General features: G+C 38.9%; 19 protein-coding genes. 6 read left to right on the top strand and 13 right to left on the bottom strand.

The window, feature by feature from the left end; all coding sequences use genetic code 11:
* Nucleotides 1-132: 132 nt before the first annotated feature.
* The 4 genes from ACOZ9X_RS15180 to ACOZ9X_RS15165 form a co-directional block, all read right to left on the bottom strand.
* A complete protein-coding gene (locus ACOZ9X_RS15180) occupies nucleotides 133-717 on the bottom strand; it encodes a DedA family protein (protein ID WP_066392783.1) in 585 nt (194 codons plus the stop codon).
* Nucleotides 718-1,101: 384 nt separating this feature from the next.
* Nucleotides 1,102-1,446: a fluoride efflux transporter FluC gene (locus ACOZ9X_RS15175; RefSeq protein ID WP_423418905.1), complete on the bottom strand. Its 345-nt coding sequence runs from the start codon at nucleotides 1,444-1,446 to the stop codon at nucleotides 1,102-1,104.
* Nucleotides 1,443-1,832, bottom strand: a complete 390-nt coding sequence (gene crcB / locus ACOZ9X_RS15170; RefSeq protein WP_423418904.1) for a fluoride efflux transporter CrcB — start codon at nucleotides 1,830-1,832, stop codon at nucleotides 1,443-1,445. Before crcB ends, ACOZ9X_RS15175 begins: the two co-directional genes overlap by 4 nt.
* A 46-nt stretch (nucleotides 1,833-1,878) precedes the next feature.
* Nucleotides 1,879-2,301: a CBS domain-containing protein gene (locus tag ACOZ9X_RS15165; RefSeq protein ID WP_066392775.1), complete on the bottom strand. Its 423-nt coding sequence runs from the start codon at nucleotides 2,299-2,301 to the stop codon at nucleotides 1,879-1,881.
* Nucleotides 2,302-2,547: 246 nt separating this feature from the next.
* Here ACOZ9X_RS15165 and ACOZ9X_RS15160 point away from each other — a divergent pair, with 246 nt between their 5' ends.
* Nucleotides 2,548-3,525, top strand: coding sequence for a metal ABC transporter solute-binding protein, Zn/Mn family (locus ACOZ9X_RS15160; RefSeq protein WP_423418903.1), 978 nt, complete (start codon nucleotides 2,548-2,550; stop codon nucleotides 3,523-3,525).
* A 41-nt stretch (nucleotides 3,526-3,566) separates the two neighbouring features.
* Here the strand turns inward: ACOZ9X_RS15160 and ACOZ9X_RS15155 are convergent, their stop codons facing one another.
* The 3 genes from ACOZ9X_RS15155 to ACOZ9X_RS15145 form a co-directional block, all read right to left on the bottom strand.
* Nucleotides 3,567-5,384 (bottom strand): ABC transporter ATP-binding protein, encoded by a 1,818-nt coding sequence (locus tag ACOZ9X_RS15155; RefSeq protein WP_423418902.1) that lies wholly within the window; start codon nucleotides 5,382-5,384, stop codon nucleotides 3,567-3,569.
* Nucleotides 5,385-5,389: 5 nt separating this feature from the next.
* Nucleotides 5,390-7,153: an ABC transporter ATP-binding protein gene (locus ACOZ9X_RS15150; protein ID WP_423418965.1), complete on the bottom strand. Its 1,764-nt coding sequence runs from the start codon at nucleotides 7,151-7,153 to the stop codon at nucleotides 5,390-5,392.
* Nucleotides 7,154-7,326: 173 nt separating this feature from the next.
* Entirely contained in the window at nucleotides 7,327-7,875 is a 549-nt protein-coding gene (locus ACOZ9X_RS15145) for a copper resistance CopC family protein (protein WP_423418901.1), read from the bottom strand.
* Nucleotides 7,876-8,097: 222 nt separating this feature from the next.
* Between ACOZ9X_RS15145 and ACOZ9X_RS15140 the strand changes: the two genes are divergently transcribed.
* Nucleotides 8,098-8,184, top strand: coding sequence for a YjcZ family sporulation protein (locus ACOZ9X_RS15140; protein WP_082820548.1), 87 nt, complete (start codon nucleotides 8,098-8,100; stop codon nucleotides 8,182-8,184).
* Between the two features lie 300 nt (nucleotides 8,185-8,484).
* Here ACOZ9X_RS15140 and ACOZ9X_RS15135 read toward each other — a convergent pair whose 3' ends face one another.
* Nucleotides 8,485-10,572: a peptidoglycan D,D-transpeptidase FtsI family protein gene (locus ACOZ9X_RS15135; RefSeq protein WP_423418900.1), complete on the bottom strand. Its 2,088-nt coding sequence runs from the start codon at nucleotides 10,570-10,572 to the stop codon at nucleotides 8,485-8,487.
* A gap of 140 nt (nucleotides 10,573-10,712) precedes the next feature.
* Nucleotides 10,713-11,768: an EAL domain-containing protein gene (locus ACOZ9X_RS15130; RefSeq protein ID WP_423418899.1), complete on the bottom strand. Its 1,056-nt coding sequence runs from the start codon at nucleotides 11,766-11,768 to the stop codon at nucleotides 10,713-10,715.
* Between the two features lie 95 nt (nucleotides 11,769-11,863).
* Here ACOZ9X_RS15130 and ACOZ9X_RS15125 point away from each other — a divergent pair, with 95 nt between their 5' ends.
* From ACOZ9X_RS15125 to ACOZ9X_RS15115, 3 genes are read left to right on the top strand one after another with little or no spacing between them, the layout of a single operon-like run.
* Nucleotides 11,864-12,643, top strand: coding sequence for an ABC transporter permease (locus ACOZ9X_RS15125; protein WP_423418898.1), 780 nt, complete (start codon nucleotides 11,864-11,866; stop codon nucleotides 12,641-12,643).
* Nucleotides 12,644-12,646: 3 nt separating this feature from the next.
* On the top strand, nucleotides 12,647-13,432 hold the full coding sequence (locus ACOZ9X_RS15120; RefSeq protein ID WP_423418897.1) for an ABC transporter permease: 786 nt from the start codon (nucleotides 12,647-12,649) through the stop codon (nucleotides 13,430-13,432).
* A 12-nt stretch (nucleotides 13,433-13,444) separates the two neighbouring features.
* Nucleotides 13,445-14,413, top strand: a complete 969-nt coding sequence (locus tag ACOZ9X_RS15115) for an ABC transporter ATP-binding protein (RefSeq protein WP_423418896.1) — start codon at nucleotides 13,445-13,447, stop codon at nucleotides 14,411-14,413.
* Between the two features lie 69 nt (nucleotides 14,414-14,482).
* Here ACOZ9X_RS15115 and ACOZ9X_RS15110 read toward each other — a convergent pair whose 3' ends face one another.
* The 4 genes from ACOZ9X_RS15110 to ACOZ9X_RS15095 form a co-directional block, all read right to left on the bottom strand.
* Entirely contained in the window at nucleotides 14,483-15,340 is an 858-nt protein-coding gene (locus tag ACOZ9X_RS15110; RefSeq protein ID WP_423418895.1) for a patatin-like phospholipase family protein, read from the bottom strand.
* Between the two features lie 213 nt (nucleotides 15,341-15,553).
* Nucleotides 15,554-17,152 carry an SH3 domain-containing protein gene (locus ACOZ9X_RS15105; protein WP_423418894.1) on the bottom strand — a complete coding sequence of 533 codons (1,599 nt, stop codon included), beginning with the start codon at nucleotides 17,150-17,152 and terminating at the stop codon, nucleotides 15,554-15,556.
* A gap of 135 nt (nucleotides 17,153-17,287) precedes the next feature.
* Nucleotides 17,288-18,064 (bottom strand): Cof-type HAD-IIB family hydrolase, encoded by a 777-nt coding sequence (locus tag ACOZ9X_RS15100; RefSeq protein ID WP_423418893.1) that lies wholly within the window; start codon nucleotides 18,062-18,064, stop codon nucleotides 17,288-17,290.
* A gap of 78 nt (nucleotides 18,065-18,142) precedes the next feature.
* Nucleotides 18,143-19,078: a DMT family transporter gene (locus ACOZ9X_RS15095; RefSeq protein WP_423418892.1), complete on the bottom strand. Its 936-nt coding sequence runs from the start codon at nucleotides 19,076-19,078 to the stop codon at nucleotides 18,143-18,145.
* Nucleotides 19,079-19,506: 428 nt separating this feature from the next.
* On the opposite strand from ACOZ9X_RS15095, the gene ACOZ9X_RS15090 reads away from it, so the two are divergent.
* The gene (locus tag ACOZ9X_RS15090; protein WP_066288466.1) at nucleotides 19,507-19,713 is read left to right on the top strand and encodes an alpha/beta-type small acid-soluble spore protein; all 207 of its coding nucleotides are present in this window, start codon (nucleotides 19,507-19,509) and stop codon (nucleotides 19,711-19,713) included.
* Nucleotides 19,714-19,742 lie beyond the last annotated feature (29 nt).

Genomic DNA, 19,742 nt, shown 5'->3' with positions numbered 1-19,742 from the left:
TGCGGTAGCCATATATATGTTCTGTACATCCCTCGTTAGAATTTGTCTATTTAATTATTTATCTAAGAATATAAAAAAGCCTGATACATAATACCAGGCTTTCACAGATAGATTCGAATGGATAAGTATTTACTATTTCTTCTTCACTTTATATAGAATGAACAAAAAGATGACAACTACTGCTATTATCATAATACCGCGTGTGTAAGGAGCTGCGATTGTTTTAATATCTTCCCAGTTGGAGCCAAGACGGCTACCCAATTCAATAAAGAAAATCGACCACGGAATAACAGCTAAGGTTGTAAACAATGTAAACTTAGCAAATGACATTTTTGCGATCCCTGCTGGAATGCTGATCGCATGTCTTACAACCGGGATAAATCGTGCAAAAAAGATGACGCCTGTTCCATATTTATTGAACCATCTCTCCGATAAGTCGATCTGTTTTTTAGAGATTAGTACATACTTTCCATATTTCTCAAGAAACGGACGGCCACCGTAATAGCCCATCCAATACAAGAAAAGCTGTGCTAGTGTTCCTCCGATCGTACCGGCAATCACACTCAACGTGAAGTTCAAGTGTCCCTGAGACACCATATATCCTCCATAAGATAAAACCAGCTCACTCGGGATCACTTCAACCATTAAACCAAGCGCGATCCCTAAGTGTCCTAAACTCATAATCCATTCTAATAGAGAAATCACTAAATCTTTCATTATGTCTCCTTTAGTCTTTTCATTGGCTTTTTACGTATTCGATGCTGATCGATGAAAGTAGTTGACTTCCGCTCCCGGTTGCTCGCTTTCCATGGGGCGAACGGTGAGCCTCCTGCCGCTACGCGCCATTAGGAGTCTCCACCTGTCTAGTTGCAGTGGCTAGCCCCTCGAGGTCAAAAGATGAAAGGTCCAAGAAGGCAAAGTGCACCTTCATAGCCCATTCATCTTTTGCTGGTCGGGGCTGAACGAGCCACTTTCACTTTTCGAACTGACCGCTCGTCCCATAGGAGTCGGCAACCTTCCGCTTCAGTCAACTTGCATAAGAAGTGCACAAGATGCTCAAAATACAATGACCTTTTAGGAAACAGCCATGTGAAAATCTTTTCATTTAATTCCAATAACAAAGCCAGTCCAAGCTGCTACTAATCCTAATATATATGTAAGAAACAAATATGTTAGACCTCTTTTAGCATGGTTCTTTACTAGAGTAACAGCTTCAAATTGCAAGGTGGAGAACGTGGTTAGAGCTCCCAAGAACCCAGTCGCATAGAGTGAACTCAATAAATCGTCTCCCTCTTCTGACACGTACCACCCTAAAAGAAACGATCCCACGATGTTAACAGCTAACGTACCCCATGGAAAATCCCTGTTAATCCTTTGACTAACTAAGAAACGAATAACTGCCCCCAATGCTCCACCTGCAGCTACTGCTATCGTTTGTCCTATCATTGTTCTGCACCTGCTTTACTGCGTGTAATCGTACCCAACTTCATTCCAAAGTATATCGCGAGAACACCTGTAATTGCACTAGCTGCAAAATACAAGAATGCGGTCCTATAAAGCTGTTCGTCGATCAATAACACAATTTCTGTATTAAATGTCGAAAATGTAGTAAAAGAACCGATCACACCTGTTTGCAGGGCCAGAATGAGATTGTTGTTCTTTATTTTTTTTACACCATAGATAACAAACCAGCCTAGAATGAAACTGCCGATTATATTAACAAAAAAAGTAGCAAAGGGAAAAGATGTCTCCGGGTTAAAAAGCATCAGCCCACACCAGAAACGCAGCAATGCCCCTACGATTCCACCCAATGCCACCGCAAGTATCTTCACTTAAAATAATCCTCCTGTATGTACAAAAAGATTAAGACATTCAGCCTTAATCTTTCGTAACTTCTTTATTCCAGATTAAATTTGCACAATACTTGATGATGTCCCGTCTTCTAATAATTCCTATAAAATGGCCGTCATCATCTGTAACAGGTATAAAATTTTGGTCGGTAGACAAAGTAATAAGATCTTCCATGTTAGAGTTGATGGAAACAGAAATATTGTTTATACGCTGAGGTACATTTACTAACTTTGTCTTTAACACTTCATCATACCCTTTGTCAAAGGCTTCTCTAAGTTTCCATAGAAGATCGCCTTCTGTTAACGTTCCTATGTAACGGCCTTCTTCTGAGACAAGAGGCACAGAGGTGTACTTGTGGTAGGATAACTTTTCAAGTGCCTGTCTCATCGTTGCTTCTGGGTTCAAATACTTCACTTCATCTTTAGGCAACAAATAAAAAGCAATATTCATTTTAGTACGCGCTCTCCTTTTTAAGCCTGATTCACGCTTATTTAAACGCTTAGATAAAAAACACCTTCTTTATTATACCAAAAAGGACTTCTATCTGCTTTATAAATCACTACCCTTTAGAGATTCATCTTAGACGATATATTTCATATCTACTGAAAAAACGTTAAATGTAACAAATAACATTTTACAAATCGTAATCATTACGTTTATAATAAGTAAGGATTGTTTGAAAGGAGAGAAAGATAAATGCGAATAATAAGCTTACTAAGCATAACGATATTGCTGATTCTATCAGCAGCATGCGGTAATAATAGCACATCTGGTAAAAAAGACGGTACATTGCAGATCTACACGACCATGTATCCTTTAGAATATTTCACTGAAAGAATTGGAGGCAAACATGTAGACGTATCTTCTATTATACCTCCTGGTGCTGATGCACACACGTATGAACCTTCTACCAAAAAGATGGTTGAAATGACTGAAGGTGATGCTTTCGTTTATAACAAACTCCAGTCTGATGAATTCTCATCTTCTGTTGCAGATACATTAAAAGAAGAAAAAATGCCGATTATTGACGGTGCTAAAGGAATATCCTACCACGAATCTGCAGAGCATGAAGGTGAAGATCATGCTGCTGAAGAAGAACATGCTCATGAAGATGAACACGCTCAAGAGGAAGAGGAACATCACGATCACGGTTCACTAGATCCTCATATTTGGCTTGACCCTGTTCTCGCACAGCAGATTGCAGATAACATTTATAACGGACTTGTAAAATTAAACCCTGATGCGAAAGATGACTTTAAAAAGAACCATGAAGCACTCATAGCCGATTTAAAAGAATTAGATTCTTCGTTTAAAACAAAAGTTGAAAACGCACCAAAGAACTCGTTCATCGTTTCTCATGCCGCATATGGCTATTGGGCAGAACGTTACGGACTAGAACAGATTGCGATCAGCGGTCTCTCACCATCACATGAGCCAAGTCAGCATCAGATCGAGAAGATTATTGAAAACGCAAAAAAAGAAAAGACTAGCTATATTTTATTTGAAGAGAACGTGAATAATAAAGTAGCTGCCATGATTAAAAAAGAAGTCGGTGCAGAAACTTTAACCCTTCATAACTTAGAGACTTTAACAAAAGACGACATTAAAAAAGACCGAGATTATCTATCCATCATGAACCAAAACATTGATACACTTTCAAAAGCATTACAATAAGCAAAAACGCCTAGGAAAAAAATTTCCCAGGCGTTTTTTTTTTATATCGCGTCAAGCATCTTAAACTGAGAGACGACTAAGTGATAATAAATGCCTTCTGCACGCATAAGCTCCGCATGACTTCCTTGCTCCATTATCTCACCGTGATCAAGAACAACGATATTATCTGCTTCTCTGATCGTAGAAAGACGATGTGCTATGATAATCGCTGTTCTTCCATTTAACAGCGTCTTTAGGGCTTGTTGAATCTTTTGTTCAGATTCGGTATCGATACTTGCGGTCGCTTCATCAAGAATCAAAATATCCGGATCTGCAAGCAGTGCTCTTGCGAAAGAAAGAAGCTGTCTTTCACCGACCGATAAAACATTTCCTCTTTCCTCTACTTCTGTTTCATAGCCATTAGACAGTCTCTCAATGAATGCATGTGCTCCGACTGCTTTTGCTGCACTTTTAACATCTTCGTCGGAAGCACCAGGTCTTCCAAAGCGTATATTCTCTTTGATCGTTCCTGAAAAGATAAAAGTATCTTGAAGAACGACACTCACTTTTTCACGAAGACTCGCTAGATTGACGTCTTTTAAATCTTTTCCGTCAATCTGTACCGTACCCGCTGTCGGATCATAAAATCGGCTGACTAAGTTCGCGATCGTCGTCTTACCTGACCCGGTATGGCCGACCAGTGCGACAGTCTGCCCACCTTGAATCGTTAGATCGATACCTTTTAAAGCTTTTCGATCAGCATTATAGGAGAATTCAACATCCTTGAACTGAATTTCGCCTTTAATTTTTGTAAACGAATAAGCATTTTCTTTTTCGTGAACATTCGGTTTTTCATCTAAAAATTCAAAGATCCTTTCAGATGATGCCATCCCTACTAGAAGCTGATTGTAAACTTGACCCAGTCGAGAGATCGGCTCCCAAAACATACCTAGATAAAAAGCAAACGTAACAAACACCCCTATTTCAAGTGCTCCACCTTGTATCAAGTAAGAACCAAACCACAATAGAATGACTGTTCCAATGGCATTCGACATTTCAACAAACGGTCTGAACAATGCGTTCTGTTGAGTCGCGGTTTTCCAGCTATCATACGTTTCATTGTTCACACCATTAAAGAAGTCCATGTTTTCTTTTTCCTGCGTGTACGATTTAGTCACTCGTATCCCTTGAATGCTTTCATTTAGATGTGAGTTAAGTTTAGCTTGTTTAATACGTACCACTTGCCACGAGCGCCTGATCTTTTTTCTAAGACTTGTTGAGATGAAGAACATCAGCGGCAAGATCACCATGATCGCTAGTGTTAGCTCTGGGCTGTAGATGAACATAATGACGATGATACCAAACAGGAGGATGATATCCATCAATACGTTGATAACACCGTTCGTAAACAAATCTTGTAACGAGTTTACGTCGTTAATGATGCGAACAAGAATAGAGCCCGCAGATCGCTGATCGAAAAAGCGATGTGACAGACGCTGTATATGCTTGAACAGATGCTGACGTATGTCGTAGATCACATATTGTCCGAGATAATTCATCCATTTGATCCGTAAAGTATTAGCCCCCCAAGATAAGAGATAGAGGCCAGCAATCGCAACGATTAATGTAATGAGAAGGTTCGTATCTTTGTTCTTAATCGCATGATCAAACGTCAGAACACCTATAAAAATTGGAACTACAAGTCTTACTGCAGTCGATACCATCATGGCGATAATCGCTTTTGGCAACAAGTTCTTGCTATAAGGCTTCATGTATTGAAACAATCGAATAATCTGACCCCAGTTGAACGGCTTATCGATTACTTGCTCTGAAGAATATTTAAACCTTGGTGACTTCTTCGTCTGTGAACTCTTCTGCATCTTCCCTACACCCCCTGACCGTTCATTTGAAACACTTTATCTTTGTCTTGATATTGAATATCATAAATTTTGCCGTACGCTCCAGAATCTTCATGTATCAGTTCTTCATGTGTACCACGTTCGATCACTTTCCCATTCGAGAGAACAAGTATCTCATCAGCATGTTTTAAAGATGAGATACGGTGCGCAATAATAAATGTCGTTCGGTCACTCATCACTTCTTTTAATGCCTTCTGAATTCTAAATTCTGTTTCCATATCAACAGCACTGGTGGCATCGTCAAGTATTAAGATCGTTGGATCGATAAGAATCGCTCTAGCTATTGAGATCCTTTGCTTTTGACCACCAGATAGCCCAAGTCCTCTTTCTCCTAATATCGTGTCATAACCATCAGGAAGCTCCATGATAAAGTCATGAGCTTGAGCCCGTTTAGCTGCATCGATAATATCATCCATTTCTGCATACGGGTTTCCGTATGAGATGTTATCTTTTATCGTTGACGAAAACAAAAAAGATTCCTGAAGCACGGTACCAATATTTTTCCGAATCGTTCGTAACGAGTAGTCTTCAAGTGGTTTACCGTCTATTACAATCTTTCCTGATTCAGGATTGTAAAACCTGGAAAGCAATTGTGTGATGGATGTTTTTCCAGAACCCGTTGCACCGATCAATCCAATCGTCTGACCAGGTTTTGCTGTAAAGGAAATATCTTTGAGCGCTTCTTTTTTCTCATTTTTATATCGATGTGTGACATTTTCGAACTTCACTTCTCCACGAAAGCGCACCGTTTCAAGCTCACGATCTTTTCCTTCCATCTCAAGAGGTTCGTCTAACACTTCCAACAGACGTTCTCCTGATGCTTTTGATTGAGAGAAAGTATTCATGATAAACCCTAGGTTCATGATGGGTCCCATGATGTACCAAACAAGACTAAAAAAGGCGACAAGCTCTCCTGCTGTCAGGTTTCCTTGAATAACAAGATAACCACCATAAGCAAGCAATAAAACGACCGATAGATTTCCGATCAATTCCATAACGGGGAAGTACTTAGCCCATATATGAGACGTGTTTAAATATTGAGATTTATAATCTTCATTAGACGTATCGAACTTATTAATCTCGAAATCTTCTCGTGATAGCGATTTAACCGTATTAATTCCGCTAATATTTTCCTGAACCTTCGTATTGAGATTCGCCATAGATTTACGAATCCCACGGAAAGCAGGATGAACTTCTTTATCAAACTTGTAAACAACGATTGCGAGGAATGGCATCATACACAGTGTGATGAGTGCTAACGGAACGGAGTAGAAGAACATGACGGAGAGACTGAAACCAATGATCAATACAAAATTGATAAGCTGTGAGAATCCAAAAGAAAGAAAAAAACGAAACCCTTCAACATCTGCGGTTAATCTCGACATTAAATCTCCAGTTTTTGCATTGTCATAATAATCAAATGGCAGAAACTGCAGCTTTTCGTATAGGGATTCACGAAGTTCATAAACAGACCGAATACCGAAAAGGTCTCCATAAAACTGATGAGTGTATGTAGCTGCACCTTTTATTATCATCAACAAAATAAATCCTATCGCAACATATGGTACTGTTGAATATTCTCCCTTAATTATGACTTCATCGATGGTATATTGTAAGACCATCGGATAAACGACAGTGATTCCAGACACTAGAATCAATGTCAAGATCGACCAGTAAAAGTATTTTTTATATGGCCAATAAAAATCTTTTAATCTTTTAAATGTATCCAATCCCATCACCTTCCCCCTTCTAAAAATGAAAAGACAATATACATCATATAACAGAATAGTTAGAAAAAACTATCTATTTGCTCATAATCTTTACTAAAAACAAAATAAATAGTTCACTTTATTACCTTTCCTATAGTACGAAAAAAAGCCCCGATATATTCGAGGCTTTTCCTTTAACGCTTTCTTCTGAACGCGAAGAAGGACACGATAGCGATCACAATTACCAAACCAATCGTTAACGGAGCAAAATAAGTGGGGTTATTAGGTTTGTCGTTTTTTTCTTGGTCGTTCAATGCTTTTTCACCATCGTCTTCTTTTTCTTGTGTACCTTCATCTGAAGTTCCTTGTTCAGGTGCTTCTTCTTGTGTAGGACGATCAACAGAAAACGAATAGTTCCCTTCGATCACATGACTATCGGCACCAATGATCTTATAAGCTACCGTGTAGTTTCCATTTTCGAGTGGATTGGTAATCGCGCCAGTCATTTGATCATCTTCTATGCTGATCTGAAGAGGAATCTCTTTGTCTCCATTTTTTAACGTCATCGTACTTAATGATTCAATCTTCGTAGAAAAGGTTAACACCACTGCTTCAAGATCTGTTGTTACTTTCTCTCCTTCGGCTGGAGAAGAAGTTTCAAGTTCAGAATGAGCAGATGCTGATAAAGGCAGTTGGAATACGATCGTAAATAATAATAAGAACGGTATAAGTATCTTTTTCATTAAGCTGACTCCCTGTCACGTATTTTCTTTCTACTTTCATTAAAACAAAGAATATATGTTCTTCACAAGTATCCAGTCTTTACAAATCGTTGACACTTTCATGGTCAAACATACATTTAAAGCCTATTTTAATGGAATCTGGGCCCCTGCCCACTTCAATTATGAAAACAGGCATAGGATATATGGAATTAACAATTGCAAGAATTAAAGGAGGAAAAATCGATGGGTTATTCTTATGGCAATTCTTTCGCATTGGTAGTAGTGTTATTTATTCTATTGATTATTGTTGGGGCAGCTTGCTTCTGCTAATAATGAATAGTGTGAAGGGAGAAAGCCGGCTTAGGCCGGTTTTTTTCTTTTTGTACATACGTTTTAAAAAAAGTCTGTTTTCGTATCATTGTTGCGTCCCGTAAGTAGTTGATTTCCGCTCCAGTTGCTTCGCTTTCCGCGGGGCAGGCGGTGAGCCACATTCGAGCGTTTCACTTTTAAGTGTCTCACCTGCCAGCCTGTCCCGCAGGAGTCTCGCAACATACGCTCCAATCAACTGTCATAGAAGTAAATAAAATGAGTAAAAAGCAATAATCTTTTAGGAAAAGAAAGAACTCAGCATCATTCTGCTGAGTCCTCTTCGCTGTCTTTTTCTAAATTACCGGTTACTGCTGCTGCATTCTCACCGTATTCTTCTTTTAAGTTCCAATACGCTTCTAATGCACGTTGGCCGATGTATTTATTAATCTTTTGGTTACCGTTCTGTGGTGTACCTTCTGGAACCACTACGGCGAAAGCAATCTCAGGATTCTCAAATGGTGCGTAACCTACAAGCGTAAGATTATGCTTTTCCACAATGTTCCCTGTACGTGGGTGTCTGATAATACGTTGAGCAGTCCCTGTTTTCCCTGCTGGATTATGGTATTTTGTCGGGTCATCAAAATAGCCTTTAGCAGTTCCCCTAGATCCATGCATAACTTGCCAGAATCCATCTTGAACGCGTTCAATGTATTTTTGTTCAACATCAATCTTGTTTAAAATCTCTGGCTCAAAGCGTTTTAAGAGTTTACCATGACTTTCTTCATCTGTGGCTGGTTCTCTAATCTCACGAACGAGATGGGGCTTAACACGATATCCATCGTTCGCAATGGTAGATACATATTGAACAAGTTGCATTGTTGTATATGTATCAAACTGTCCGATACCTAAGTCATAGAGAGTAGCTGATTCTCCCTCAGGGGGTTTTCCTTCATATCCAACAGCTTCGTTCGGAAAGTCAATTCCTGTTTTTACACCTAAACCGTATTGATTAAAGGAATAACGAGCTTTAGCATACGTCTGTGTCCAATGTTCTGGGCCAATCATACGGTCCATGATGTTAAACATATAGACGTTGGAAGACATCATTAAAGCCTGTAAGTCTGTTATTGGGCCCATTGTTTTCCAAGAAGATTTATTCATTCCATCTTTTGTGAAAGGTTTATCTTCAATAACTTCTCCCATATGAACTAGTCCCTGTTGCAGACCCGTTAAAACAGTTGCTCCTTTAACGGTTGAACCCATTTCATAGGCATCAAATAAGGCTCCATAGGAATCATTACGAAATTCTCCATCTTCGTATTTCTTCCCTGCGATTCCTTTTATTTCACCAGTCTTAGGGTTCATCATAACGATGTAAGCTGAGTCTAGAAGATCATTTCCTCCTAGTGGCTTAGCTCGTAATATTTCTTCCTCAAGAATCTTTTCTAAATGGTATTGTAGCTCCATGTCCAAAGTTAAAACGATGTCTTTTCCACGTTGTCCTGGTATCGTTTTAGGTTCTCCGATCGTTGCTCCTGTTTTTGGATTTGTCAGGTATACGGATTTTTCTTTAGTTCCTCTTAGAACATTTTCGTATTGATCTTCAAGACCACTGATTCCCACTTGATCACTTCGATCATATCCCATGCTCATAAAGTAATCTGTTTTTGATTTTGGAATCTGTTTAACTTGTCCAAAAATGGTAGAACCACCGTACGGATAGATTCTTTTCGAATCTGCCATAATATCTACCCCTGGAAGGTCACCAAGATTCTCAGAGATCACGGAAACTTCCTCGTTGTTCAAGTTGGTTTTGATTCGTTGTGCTGAATAGGCATAACCTGTATCCATTGCGCGTTTGTAAGCCAAAATTTTAATATCTTTATCAGTTAGACTATTAATTTCTTCTTCTGTAATCTTATTGACGAGTGCGATGTATTGATCTTTGTCACTTAATTTCTTTTCCTTCTTGCTAAGACGCTCGTCAATCATTTCTGTCACATCTTGTTTCGCGATGAAATAGTCCTTTTTATCGCGTTCTGTGATCTTTTTGATCTGATCTTCTGTAACCCCAAGGCGATCAGCTAGCCATTCTGCAATCCGCATCGTGTCTTTTGCTTTTGTATCTACTGTTTTCGTATATGTTAAAGAAAAGAAAGGTTCATTCCCTACGACCTCACGGAAGTTGCTGTCTAACAGCTTTCCTCGTGGCGCTTCTTTCCTTGCGATAACTTCTTCAACTGCTTCAGACTCTAGTCGTTTTTCCTCTCCATTAACGATCTGGAGAACACCTAGCCTTAAAATAAGGACTGAGAAAAGAAAAAAGACGACCAAAAACAAGACATTTAAACGAAAGGGTACTTGCGATTTTTTCCTCTTTTTTTCCGGATCCGCTTTCGTTACCATCATTCCGCTCCTTTTGGAAATATTCCCGTTAATTTTACAATTATATTACAAAACATCTATCTATAGATTACTAGAAGTTGACCACTATTCCAAGTCATTCGTTAAAAAAAACCTTATCTTTTTTTGATAAGGTTTTCGTAGATTTATTGAACAGCTGCAGCTAATGATTTGGTTGGAACAGGACGGCCAAAATAGTAGCCTTGAGCAAGCTCTACTCCGCATTTTAGAGCGATGTCTGCTTCTTCTTTTCTCTCAATTCCTTCTGCAAGTACGACAGCACCTATTTCTTTTGCAACATCAACGATTTTTTGTATCATATTTTCTTTAGTTGCGTCTTCATCACAGAAAGAAATGATTTTACGGTCAATCTTTACATAATCTGGTTTCAGCTCTTTTAATACAGAAAGTGTTGAATGGCCAGCACCCAAGTCATCTAATGCTACTTTCATTCCTCGCTCTTGGTATGCTTGAAGGATGCTTTTCAAATGATTGATGTCTGCGATTTCTTCTGTCTCCACCACTTCAAAGACGAGATCATTAGGATCTACTCCTGCCTCTGCTGCTGCTTTAAATGTTGTAGCTAGACAATGAGTTGGGTCATAGATCGATGATGGAAGGAAATTAATGAATCGCTTCACCCCTGGTGAAACAGTCCCTGCGCTGTTTCGAATAGAAGTCATCCTGGCATTTCCATCCAACAGCGCCTGAAGACCTGCTCGTTCAGCAAACTGAAAAAGTTCATAGGGTTTAAATTCAAATTTCTCCGTTGATGGACGAAGTAAAAACTCATATCCATAAATTTCTTCAGATTGCAACGAAACGATAGGCTGAGAATGCGTTGTGAAGAGCTGTTGTTGAATAATGTCATACAAATCGATATGCGTCACTCTTTCGTTAAAGTGTTGAAAAGAGAGCCAAGGTGTGAAAGCACTCATTTCTTCCATTGAAGAAGTGACTGAACAATAATACGATTCCACAGCAAGTTTGTTAAATGTTTCAAGTGATTTCTTCATAAATTCTTTTAATTCAATAAGATTGATGTATCTTGCTGATGCAACATTACCAGTAAGAATAACTTCCAATCCGTTCTCGTTAAATAATTTTATTAAACTTTGCACTAGAACAGGATGATCGGTACGGATATGAAAAAAACCACTTTCCGGAAAATCTCCTGTTGGCCGACACTGTGAGCATGACATATAAATAACCTCCAAAAAAAGAATTGCAAACTTTTGTAAAATTTGCTATTTTATAATTCTGCGCTAAAAAATGAAAACTTCATAAAGGGGGACTTATGGTTTATTGGATTCTTTTACAAAAGAGCTTTTTGCGTAACATGCAATACAAGGTGGCACATCTGATCAACAATGCAGCAAGCGCAATCTTCGGATTTGTTTTCATCGCTATTTGGGTCGGTGTACTGCAAGGAAAAGAGAATGAAAGTCCCTATAGTGTCTTAGATATGACCTACTACATAGCAGCTGTTCAATGTATCCTCTGGTTATCCGGATTCTTAACGGCAGGACTTAACATTCAAAACGGAGTACGAAACGGTGCAATTTCTTTAGAACTAGCTAGACCAACAAACTTTTTTCTCTATGTTACCTCTCAAGAAGCTGGACGATTATTGTATAATTTGTTCTTTCGCTCTCTTCCTATCGGACTGGTTTTTTTCTTTACAGTAGGCTTTTATATACCTCAACATATACCGTCTTACTTTTTCTTATGTATATCTATTCTGTTTGCCATGATCATCTCAATAAACCTTCACTACCTAGTGGGAATAAGTGCTTGTTGGACAACGGAGATCAACTGGGCACATTTTGTGAATTTCACATTATTGGTGGGACTAGGTGGGCAACTCGTACCTATTGATCTACTTCCAGCTCCTCTGTCTTCTATCACACCCTATTTACCTTTTGCCGGAGCCATCTATTATCCTGTCATGATATTTCTTGAGAAAGTTTCAAGTGAAGTCATTCTTATCCAGCTGGTTTGGGTCGTGGTGTTAACAAGTTTCAATCTATGGCTAACCGAGAAGGCGCGCCATAAGTTAGAAATTCAAGGAGGATAAGTCATGAACCTTTATCTGAAACTATTATCAGGAAGTTTACGATCGCGTATGCAGTATAAGATGAACTTTCTTGTATCCTCCTTATCATACGGCTTAATCATGGCAGTGGACTTTGTTCTGCTCGCAGCCATTCTGCAGCGTTTTGACGATGTAAAGGGCTGGAATCTTTATGAAGTTGGCTTGCTCTATGGAATCTCATCTGTTGCTATTACTCTGTACAGAGTATTTTGTGTAGAGGTACATAAATTTGAACGATACATGGTCGAAGGTGAATTCGATAGTCTTCTCATCCGACCTGTCTCTCCGTTATCATTACTTTTAACAAAGAACTTAGACCTATCCCGAATAGGAGGAACGATACAAGGCATCTTAATCCTTGTTATTTCTATTATCGGTTTAAAACTTAATAACGTTGAATTATTTCTTTTGTTAATTTATTTACCGGTCACGATTATTTCTGGCGTACTTATTTGTTTTTCGCTAGGGTTGATCACAGCTACCATTGCCTTTTGGACACAGAGGATCAAAGATTTTCAAACCTTTACACTTTATGCTCCTTTTAATGCAGCCAACTATCCGATGAACATCTATCCGGGGTGGCTAAAAATAATTTTTTTCACAGTCATCCCCGTAGGATTTATGAATTATACACCTGTTCTGTTTCTATTAAATAAAGGTGGTGACCTTTGGAACCTAGCATTACCACCACTCGTTTCAATCGTTTTTCTTTTTATAGCGTTACGATTTTGGAAGTTTGGAATCCGCCATTACCATAGTACAGGAAGTTGAGGAGGGCTAAATATGATTCAAGCTCAGCAATTAAATAAACACTTTAAGATCTATGAAACAAAGAAAGGCTTTATCGGTTCGTTCGCTTCCCTTCTTTCTACAAAGCATCATGTGGTAAGAGCTGTGGATGATATTTCTTTTTCTGTTGAAGAGGGTGAGTTCGTTGGTTATATCGGCCCGAACGGAGCTGGAAAATCCACTACGATTAAAATGTTATCAGGCATTCTTCATCCAACTAGCGGTGAAATCAAAGTGGGCGGATTAAGCCCGCAGAAAAAAAGAAAAGAAGTTGCAAAAAAAATCGGCATTGTATTCGGACAACGTACACAACTATGGTGGGATCTTCCGTTACGTGATTCTTTTGATATTTTAAAAGAAATGTATAAAGTACCTGACGAAAAATATCGCCAGTTTTTAAAGCTTTATGATGATATGCTTCAGATCGGAAGGTTTATGGACACCCCTGTTCGAAAACTTTCTCTAGGACAACGGATGCGCGGAGATCTGGCTGCAGCCATGATTCATGATCCTGACATCCTTTTCTTAGATGAACCTACGATCGGATTAGATGTGAATGCAAAAACGAGTATACGAGCCTTCTTAAAGGAACTGAACCAAAACGAAAAGAAAACTATCCTGCTAACCACACATGATATGGATGATATCGAAATGTTATGCAGCCGAGTGATCGTGATCAATCACGGACAAATTGTCTTAGATGGAACGCTCGCAGATTTACGTAAGAATATTGGATTGCCAAGCGTTATGGAGATTCAGTATCGTTTAAAACCAAACACGGCTGACATTCAATTAGAAGGAATTGAAAGGATGACGTGGGAAGACGAAAAGTTAATTATAGATTATGATCGTTCTCTTCTCTCTTCACCTCTATTACTTCAAAAAGTCACACAATGGGGCGAACCGGTCGATATTCAGATGAAAGAACCGGATATTGAACAAGTGATTCAAAAGATATACTAAATGAAAAAAGCTTGCGATAGAGGTCTGTTACGTGACTTCTATCGCAAGCTTCCTTTTTTGAAAGAATTTTTATTCAGCGAGCCAATTTCTTAAGTTATCTAGTTGGTTCAGGGCATCTACTCTTCCTTGTTCGTATAAAACTCCGAGTCGTTTAGGGTCGCGTTCTATTCTTTTTACTATCATCTTCTCCATAGGACGAAGTACGAATAAATTTCCGCTTTTCTCTTCTTTCTCTATAAATTCAAGCGTCTCGTTATACTTGATGTAGCGTCCGCGTAAACTTTCGTCGAGACCTGTGTATTCAGGATAGAATCTTTTCGTTACCCACGTCATTTTAGGCTTTTTCTTGCGATACCCCGCGTTTTGAGTTAGGACAACAACTCCTTTTTGGACGCCATCTTTCAAAGCTTTATGAACAGGTATAGGATCTGCAATCCCGCCATCCATCATCTGACCTCCTGCAAGCTCGACTACTGGTGCGATAAAAGGAATGGAAGATGATGCACGTAGAACATTTGAGATCTCCATCTCTTCGTAATCTTCTTTATTTAAATAAACGGGGTGGCCGGTTCTAACGTCTGTTACAACGACTACAAATCGTTCTTTCGATTGTTTAAATGCAACATAATCGAAGGGAACTAATCGGTTCGGAAGTTCATCAAATATAAAGTCCATACCGAACAAACCCTTCTTCTTAAACAACCAATTCTTATATGAAATATATTCAGGATGAGAGCTATATTCTAGATTCACCGTTCGATTTCTTCCATGCTGCCGTGATAGGTATGATACAGCATTACAAGCACCAGCAGATGCACCGATCACATACGGAAAATAAAGGTCATTCTCCATAAAAACATCGAGTACCCCTGCCGTATAAACACCGCGCATTCCGCCACCTTCAAGAATAAGTCCAGAGTTCTCCAAATTTGGCACCACCTATTGTTAACTACATTTATTATTTATGTTTTTAATTATATGAATAAACGGCGTCTTAAATCCAGTAAAGTGATTAAAAAGATAGAAAAAAGCTTCGTGAATTTCATTGTTATGTCTTGACTATCTTTTCATTGATTTCCTAGTATTTTAAAAAAGCAGCATCTCTCAGAATTTCTTCCCTAGAGATGCCGCTGCTATTGTTTATTGAAAATATTGAGCCAAGCCTGCTGTAATACCAGTTGCAGCTTTTGTTTGAAAGGAATTACTCTTTATCGTCACCTCATCGAACGGATTGGATAAAAAGCCAAGCTCTACTAGAACCGCTGGTTGCTTGTTCTCACGCAGAACGTGAAAGTTTCCATACCTTACATTACCACCTTTTAACCCTGTATCAGCTTGAATCAATCCCGTGTTTACGGAGTTTGCCAATTTCAAATCCTTCTGTCCGTAGTAAAAGGTTAAGAGTCCTGAAGCACTTTTATCGGAAGCTGAATTATAATGCAAACTTACGAACGCATCAGCAAAGTGATAATGACTGATCTCCACTCGTTTATTAAGAGAGATGTACGTATTATCACTTCGAGTTAAGATTACTTTTGCACCTGCATTACTAAGCTGTGTGGCTAATAATCTCGCACTCATCAACGTCATTGCCGCTTCTTGTGTACCCGATGATCTACCAGAAGCACCTGGATCATTTCCGCCATGCCCTGGATCCACTACGATTCTTTTTCCCTTTAATCCCCCTAATGTTGGTTTAGAAGTTGAAGGACTGTTAGGAGAAGGTGACTGTTGTAACGCAACGAGCCATCCAGCTACCCAAGCCCCTTTACCGTTTGGCAGCTTAATTTGTACCCAGTCGTTCTTCGATTGAAGATATGCGAATTCATCCCCTTGATTTGCATGACCTACTATTAAATAGGCGGTAGAAGGACCTTGCCTAACATTTACGCCATCTGACATGATGACAACTTTTTTGGCTATTGAAGAAGGTGGAGCAACAGGAGGTTTCGTTGCAGGCTTAGGATTTGTTACAACTGAAGACCCTCCTGTTTGTATGGATATGTATTGACTAGATACCCAACCCTTTTTTCCATCCGAAGTTTGAATGTAAACCCAACTTCCTGACTCTGACAAAATTTGTACACCGGTATTAAATTTCAGTGAACCAATGATCGGTGAAGATAAATTTCCAGCAGATCGAAAGTTCAAATACGTTGCTGTAACTCTTCCCCACTTTCCGCTATTTACAGGTTTAGTTGCAGAAGGCTTAGGATTTGTCGGAGTTGTAGCTGTTTGGTTCAAAAGATAAGCACTGCTTACCCATCCCTTAATAGATTCATATGTTATTGAAGACCAATTACCTTCTTCTTTAACGATTGTAACGATGCTCCCATTCTTGAGAGAACCTACTGATCTGTACTGTGTTCCTGCACCATTTCGGACGTTTAGGGAAGTTGCTGTTACTTTTGCAGTTTTCTTCGTTTTGGTTTCCTTTTGCGACGGTGTAGAGGAACTCGTTGTACCATTCGTTACTATGTATACTGAACTAACCCAAGCGTTTCTATCATTAAAAGATATGTTAGCCCAACCTTTTTCGATCTTGAATACAGTAACGATTGATCCCTTTTTTAATGACCCAATCTGTTTAGATGATGAGGAAGGTTCAGTGCGTACATTTAAGCTTGTTGCGTTCACTGTAGCGGTCTTGGTTGCTGCCGAGGCAGTACTAAGTGGAAAGCCCGCGATTAAAAGGACAACGATCAAAAAGAAGGACATCACCTTAACGTTCAATCTCACACGTTTCAACTCCTATTAAAATTATCTTTACTAGCTGTACGTGTTATATCGTCATTTAAGAGGCATCCTTGACCCTTTATACTGTGTTTTAAGAACAAAAAAACACCCTAGCTGTGATCACTAGAGTGTTACTTATTAAATCAATCCAAAATGCTTCAGTCCATGATAGATGCCATCTTCATCAACTGATTTTGTTACAAAGTCAGCGGCGTCTTTTGCTTCTTTTAAACCATTGCCCATAGCGATTCCTGTTCCTGCTGCTGTAAGCATCTCGATATCATTTAACGCATCACCAAAGGCGTATACGTTTTCGGGCTTCATGTTCATCTCGTTCATGAATGCCTGAATTCCTTTTGCTTTTGAGCCACCCGTCGGCAAAATGTCTAATGCATCTTCATGCCAGCGTATAAAATCGAACGTGCCTTTGTATCCATCTCGATAAACATGTTCGTGCTGTTCCTGGCAGAATAATAAAACTTGATAAACTTCATTTTCCTTATAGAATCCTGGGTGGAAAACGGGATAACTCGGCATGAGATTAAACGTACAGTTCTTAATGATCTCATGATTATCAGCATTACTTGTTGCTCTTTCATGATCAAGATAGACAAGAGGGTGACCTGCCTTTTCTGCTTCTTCTTCAATTTTAAGAATCGCTTCTCTAGATAACGGCGTCTTGTGAATCACTTCATCTTTAAAAACAACATAAGATCCGTTAAAACTCACAAACGAATCAACCTCTAATTCCTCACGAATCGGTTCAAACATGAACGGGCCACGTCCAGTAGCGATTGCTACATGTACGCCGTTCTTTTTCAACTGAAGTATACTCTCTTTCGTGCTGTCAGGAATTATTTTCTCATCATTTACTAGCGTTCCATCTATATCAAAAAATACTATTTTGTCATTCATATGCATCGTCTCCTGTTGAAATGTTTCTCCCTACAATAGTGGTACGATTCTGTATAAATGTCAAATCATGCGTTTGTGTTACTTCCTTACGGATTGATTTACTTGAATCAATCCTTTTTCAGGCATTGATAATAAGAATACTGTCAAAATAATGAGCATGCCACCAGCTGTTTGGTAACTTCCAAACGCCGTACCAAGCCAAATGACCGATACTAGTGTCGCCACTAAAGGTTCAGCGCTTCCAAGTAAACTCGTTTCTGTAGAGCTGATATACTTTAAAGAGTCTAAGTAAAGATAAAATGGCAATAAGGTACCAAAAATCACTACAAATGATAGCATCCCAACTAATGAGAAAGACCAATCGATCTCATTTGCTTGCCACGGCTGAGTAAAAATGGAAACAGCAGAGCCACCAAGCAACATAGCCCAACCTACGATCACAACAGAAGGATATTGCTTCAGCAGCCTTACAGGATAAACAGTATACACCGCAACAGATATTCCTGACAGAACTCCCCAAAAAACAGCTTTTTCAGAAACGGTTATCTCTTGTAAACTCCCGTTCGTTAATAACAAAAATGTTCCTGATAGAGCCATTAGAACTGCGATCCATTCTTTTCGTTTTGGCCATTTCAAAAATTTTAACGCAAAGTAAACCGTAATAAAGACCGGGCCTAAAAATTGAAGCAATGTTGCTGTTGGAGCATTTCCCGCTTCTATACTCAAAAAGAACGTGAGCTGTGCTCCAAGCATGCCCGTTAAAGAAAATACGATCATATCCAATCTATCTTTTTTATTTCTCCACACTTCAAATATGTTGTGATGAAAAGAAATAAGAAATAACAGCAACGCTCCAGCCATCACCATGCGGACAGATACTAACCATGTGGCAGTCATTGCTGAATGTGAAAAGATCCATTCTGCTGCATTTCCTGAGAAGCCCCATAGTGAAGCTCCTGCTAATGCAAGTCCTATACCTTTCCACCGGAAAGTTTCATTTTGATTCTCCATCATACACCCACTTCCCAATTACAATGTTCTTTAAAAAGATTCACCGTTTTACTCCATGCTTTATCAATTCCTTATAAACGTGCATCCTTCATTCATTATAGAACGAATCAGTTAAAATCAAATACATTTTCTTTATTCTAATGTCTACAAAATTAGTTTGCTATGTAGGAATCAGCTAGAATTCAAAAACTAGTCTAGTTTCAGCAAAAGTCCTAACAACAGAAAGCACTGAGCGATAGAAACCGCTCAGTGCTTATCTAGAAAATAAAAATAGGGGGATGATGTATCATACGAAGTTTAAGGATTTTGGTGTCGGTTAAGGCAAAAATATGCGAATACCTATTCCATTCATTACCCTAAAAAAAACTTTTTCCATATGTGCATAAATTTGTAAAATATATACAAACTAGTAGTACAAGGAGGTGATACATATGGCACGTAACAATAACTCTAACGAATTAGTAGTAGCTGGAGCACAAGCAGCTTTGGATCAAATGAAGTATGAAATCGCTTCTGAGTTTGGTGTTCAACTAGGACCAGACACAACATCCCGTGCGAATGGATCTGTTGGTGGTGAAATCACTAAACGTCTTGTTCAAATGGCAGAACAACAACTAGGTGGCGGATACCGTCGCTAATCTAGAATCTCTTAAGAAAAAGTCATCCA

Source organism: Fictibacillus nanhaiensis, assembly GCF_049537595.1.
In the GTDB taxonomy this organism is placed as follows: Bacteria; Bacillota; Bacilli; order Bacillales; family Fictibacillaceae; genus Fictibacillus; species Fictibacillus nanhaiensis_F.
The sequence above is the reverse complement of the archived record's forward strand: the minus strand, read 5'-3'. Positions and strand labels throughout refer to the sequence as shown.

Bases quoted from the DNA above. Each gene is read 5' to 3' on its own strand.
- ACOZ9X_RS15180 (WP_066392783.1), bottom strand. From the start codon at position 717: ATGAAAGATTTAGTGATTTCTCTATTAGAATGGATTATGAGTTTAGGA.
- ACOZ9X_RS15175 (WP_423418905.1), bottom strand. From the start codon at position 1,446: ATGATAGGACAAACGATAGCAGTAGCTGCAGGTGGAGCATTGGGGGCA.
- ACOZ9X_RS15165 (WP_066392775.1), bottom strand. From the start codon at position 2,301: ATGAATATTGCTTTTTATTTGTTGCCTAAAGATGAAGTGAAGTATTTG.
- ACOZ9X_RS15160 (WP_423418903.1), top strand. From the start codon at position 2,548: ATGCGAATAATAAGCTTACTAAGCATAACGATATTGCTGATTCTATCA.
- ACOZ9X_RS15155 (WP_423418902.1), bottom strand. From the start codon at position 5,384: ATGCAGAAGAGTTCACAGACGAAGAAGTCACCAAGGTTTAAATATTCT.
- ACOZ9X_RS15145 (WP_423418901.1), bottom strand. From the start codon at position 7,875: ATGAAAAAGATACTTATACCGTTCTTATTATTATTTACGATCGTATTC.
- ACOZ9X_RS15140 (WP_082820548.1), top strand. From the start codon at position 8,098: ATGGGTTATTCTTATGGCAATTCTTTCGCATTGGTAGTAGTGTTATTT.
- ACOZ9X_RS15135 (WP_423418900.1), bottom strand. From the start codon at position 10,572: ATGATGGTAACGAAAGCGGATCCGGAAAAAAAGAGGAAAAAATCGCAA.
- ACOZ9X_RS15130 (WP_423418899.1), bottom strand. From the start codon at position 11,768: ATGTCATGCTCACAGTGTCGGCCAACAGGAGATTTTCCGGAAAGTGGT.
- ACOZ9X_RS15125 (WP_423418898.1), top strand. From the start codon at position 11,864: ATGGTTTATTGGATTCTTTTACAAAAGAGCTTTTTGCGTAACATGCAA.
- ACOZ9X_RS15120 (WP_423418897.1), top strand. From the start codon at position 12,647: ATGAACCTTTATCTGAAACTATTATCAGGAAGTTTACGATCGCGTATG.
- ACOZ9X_RS15115 (WP_423418896.1), top strand. From the start codon at position 13,445: ATGATTCAAGCTCAGCAATTAAATAAACACTTTAAGATCTATGAAACA.
- ACOZ9X_RS15100 (WP_423418893.1), bottom strand. From the start codon at position 18,064: ATGAATGACAAAATAGTATTTTTTGATATAGATGGAACGCTAGTAAAT.
- ACOZ9X_RS15095 (WP_423418892.1), bottom strand. From the start codon at position 19,078: ATGATGGAGAATCAAAATGAAACTTTCCGGTGGAAAGGTATAGGACTT.
- ACOZ9X_RS15090 (WP_066288466.1), top strand. From the start codon at position 19,507: ATGGCACGTAACAATAACTCTAACGAATTAGTAGTAGCTGGAGCACAA.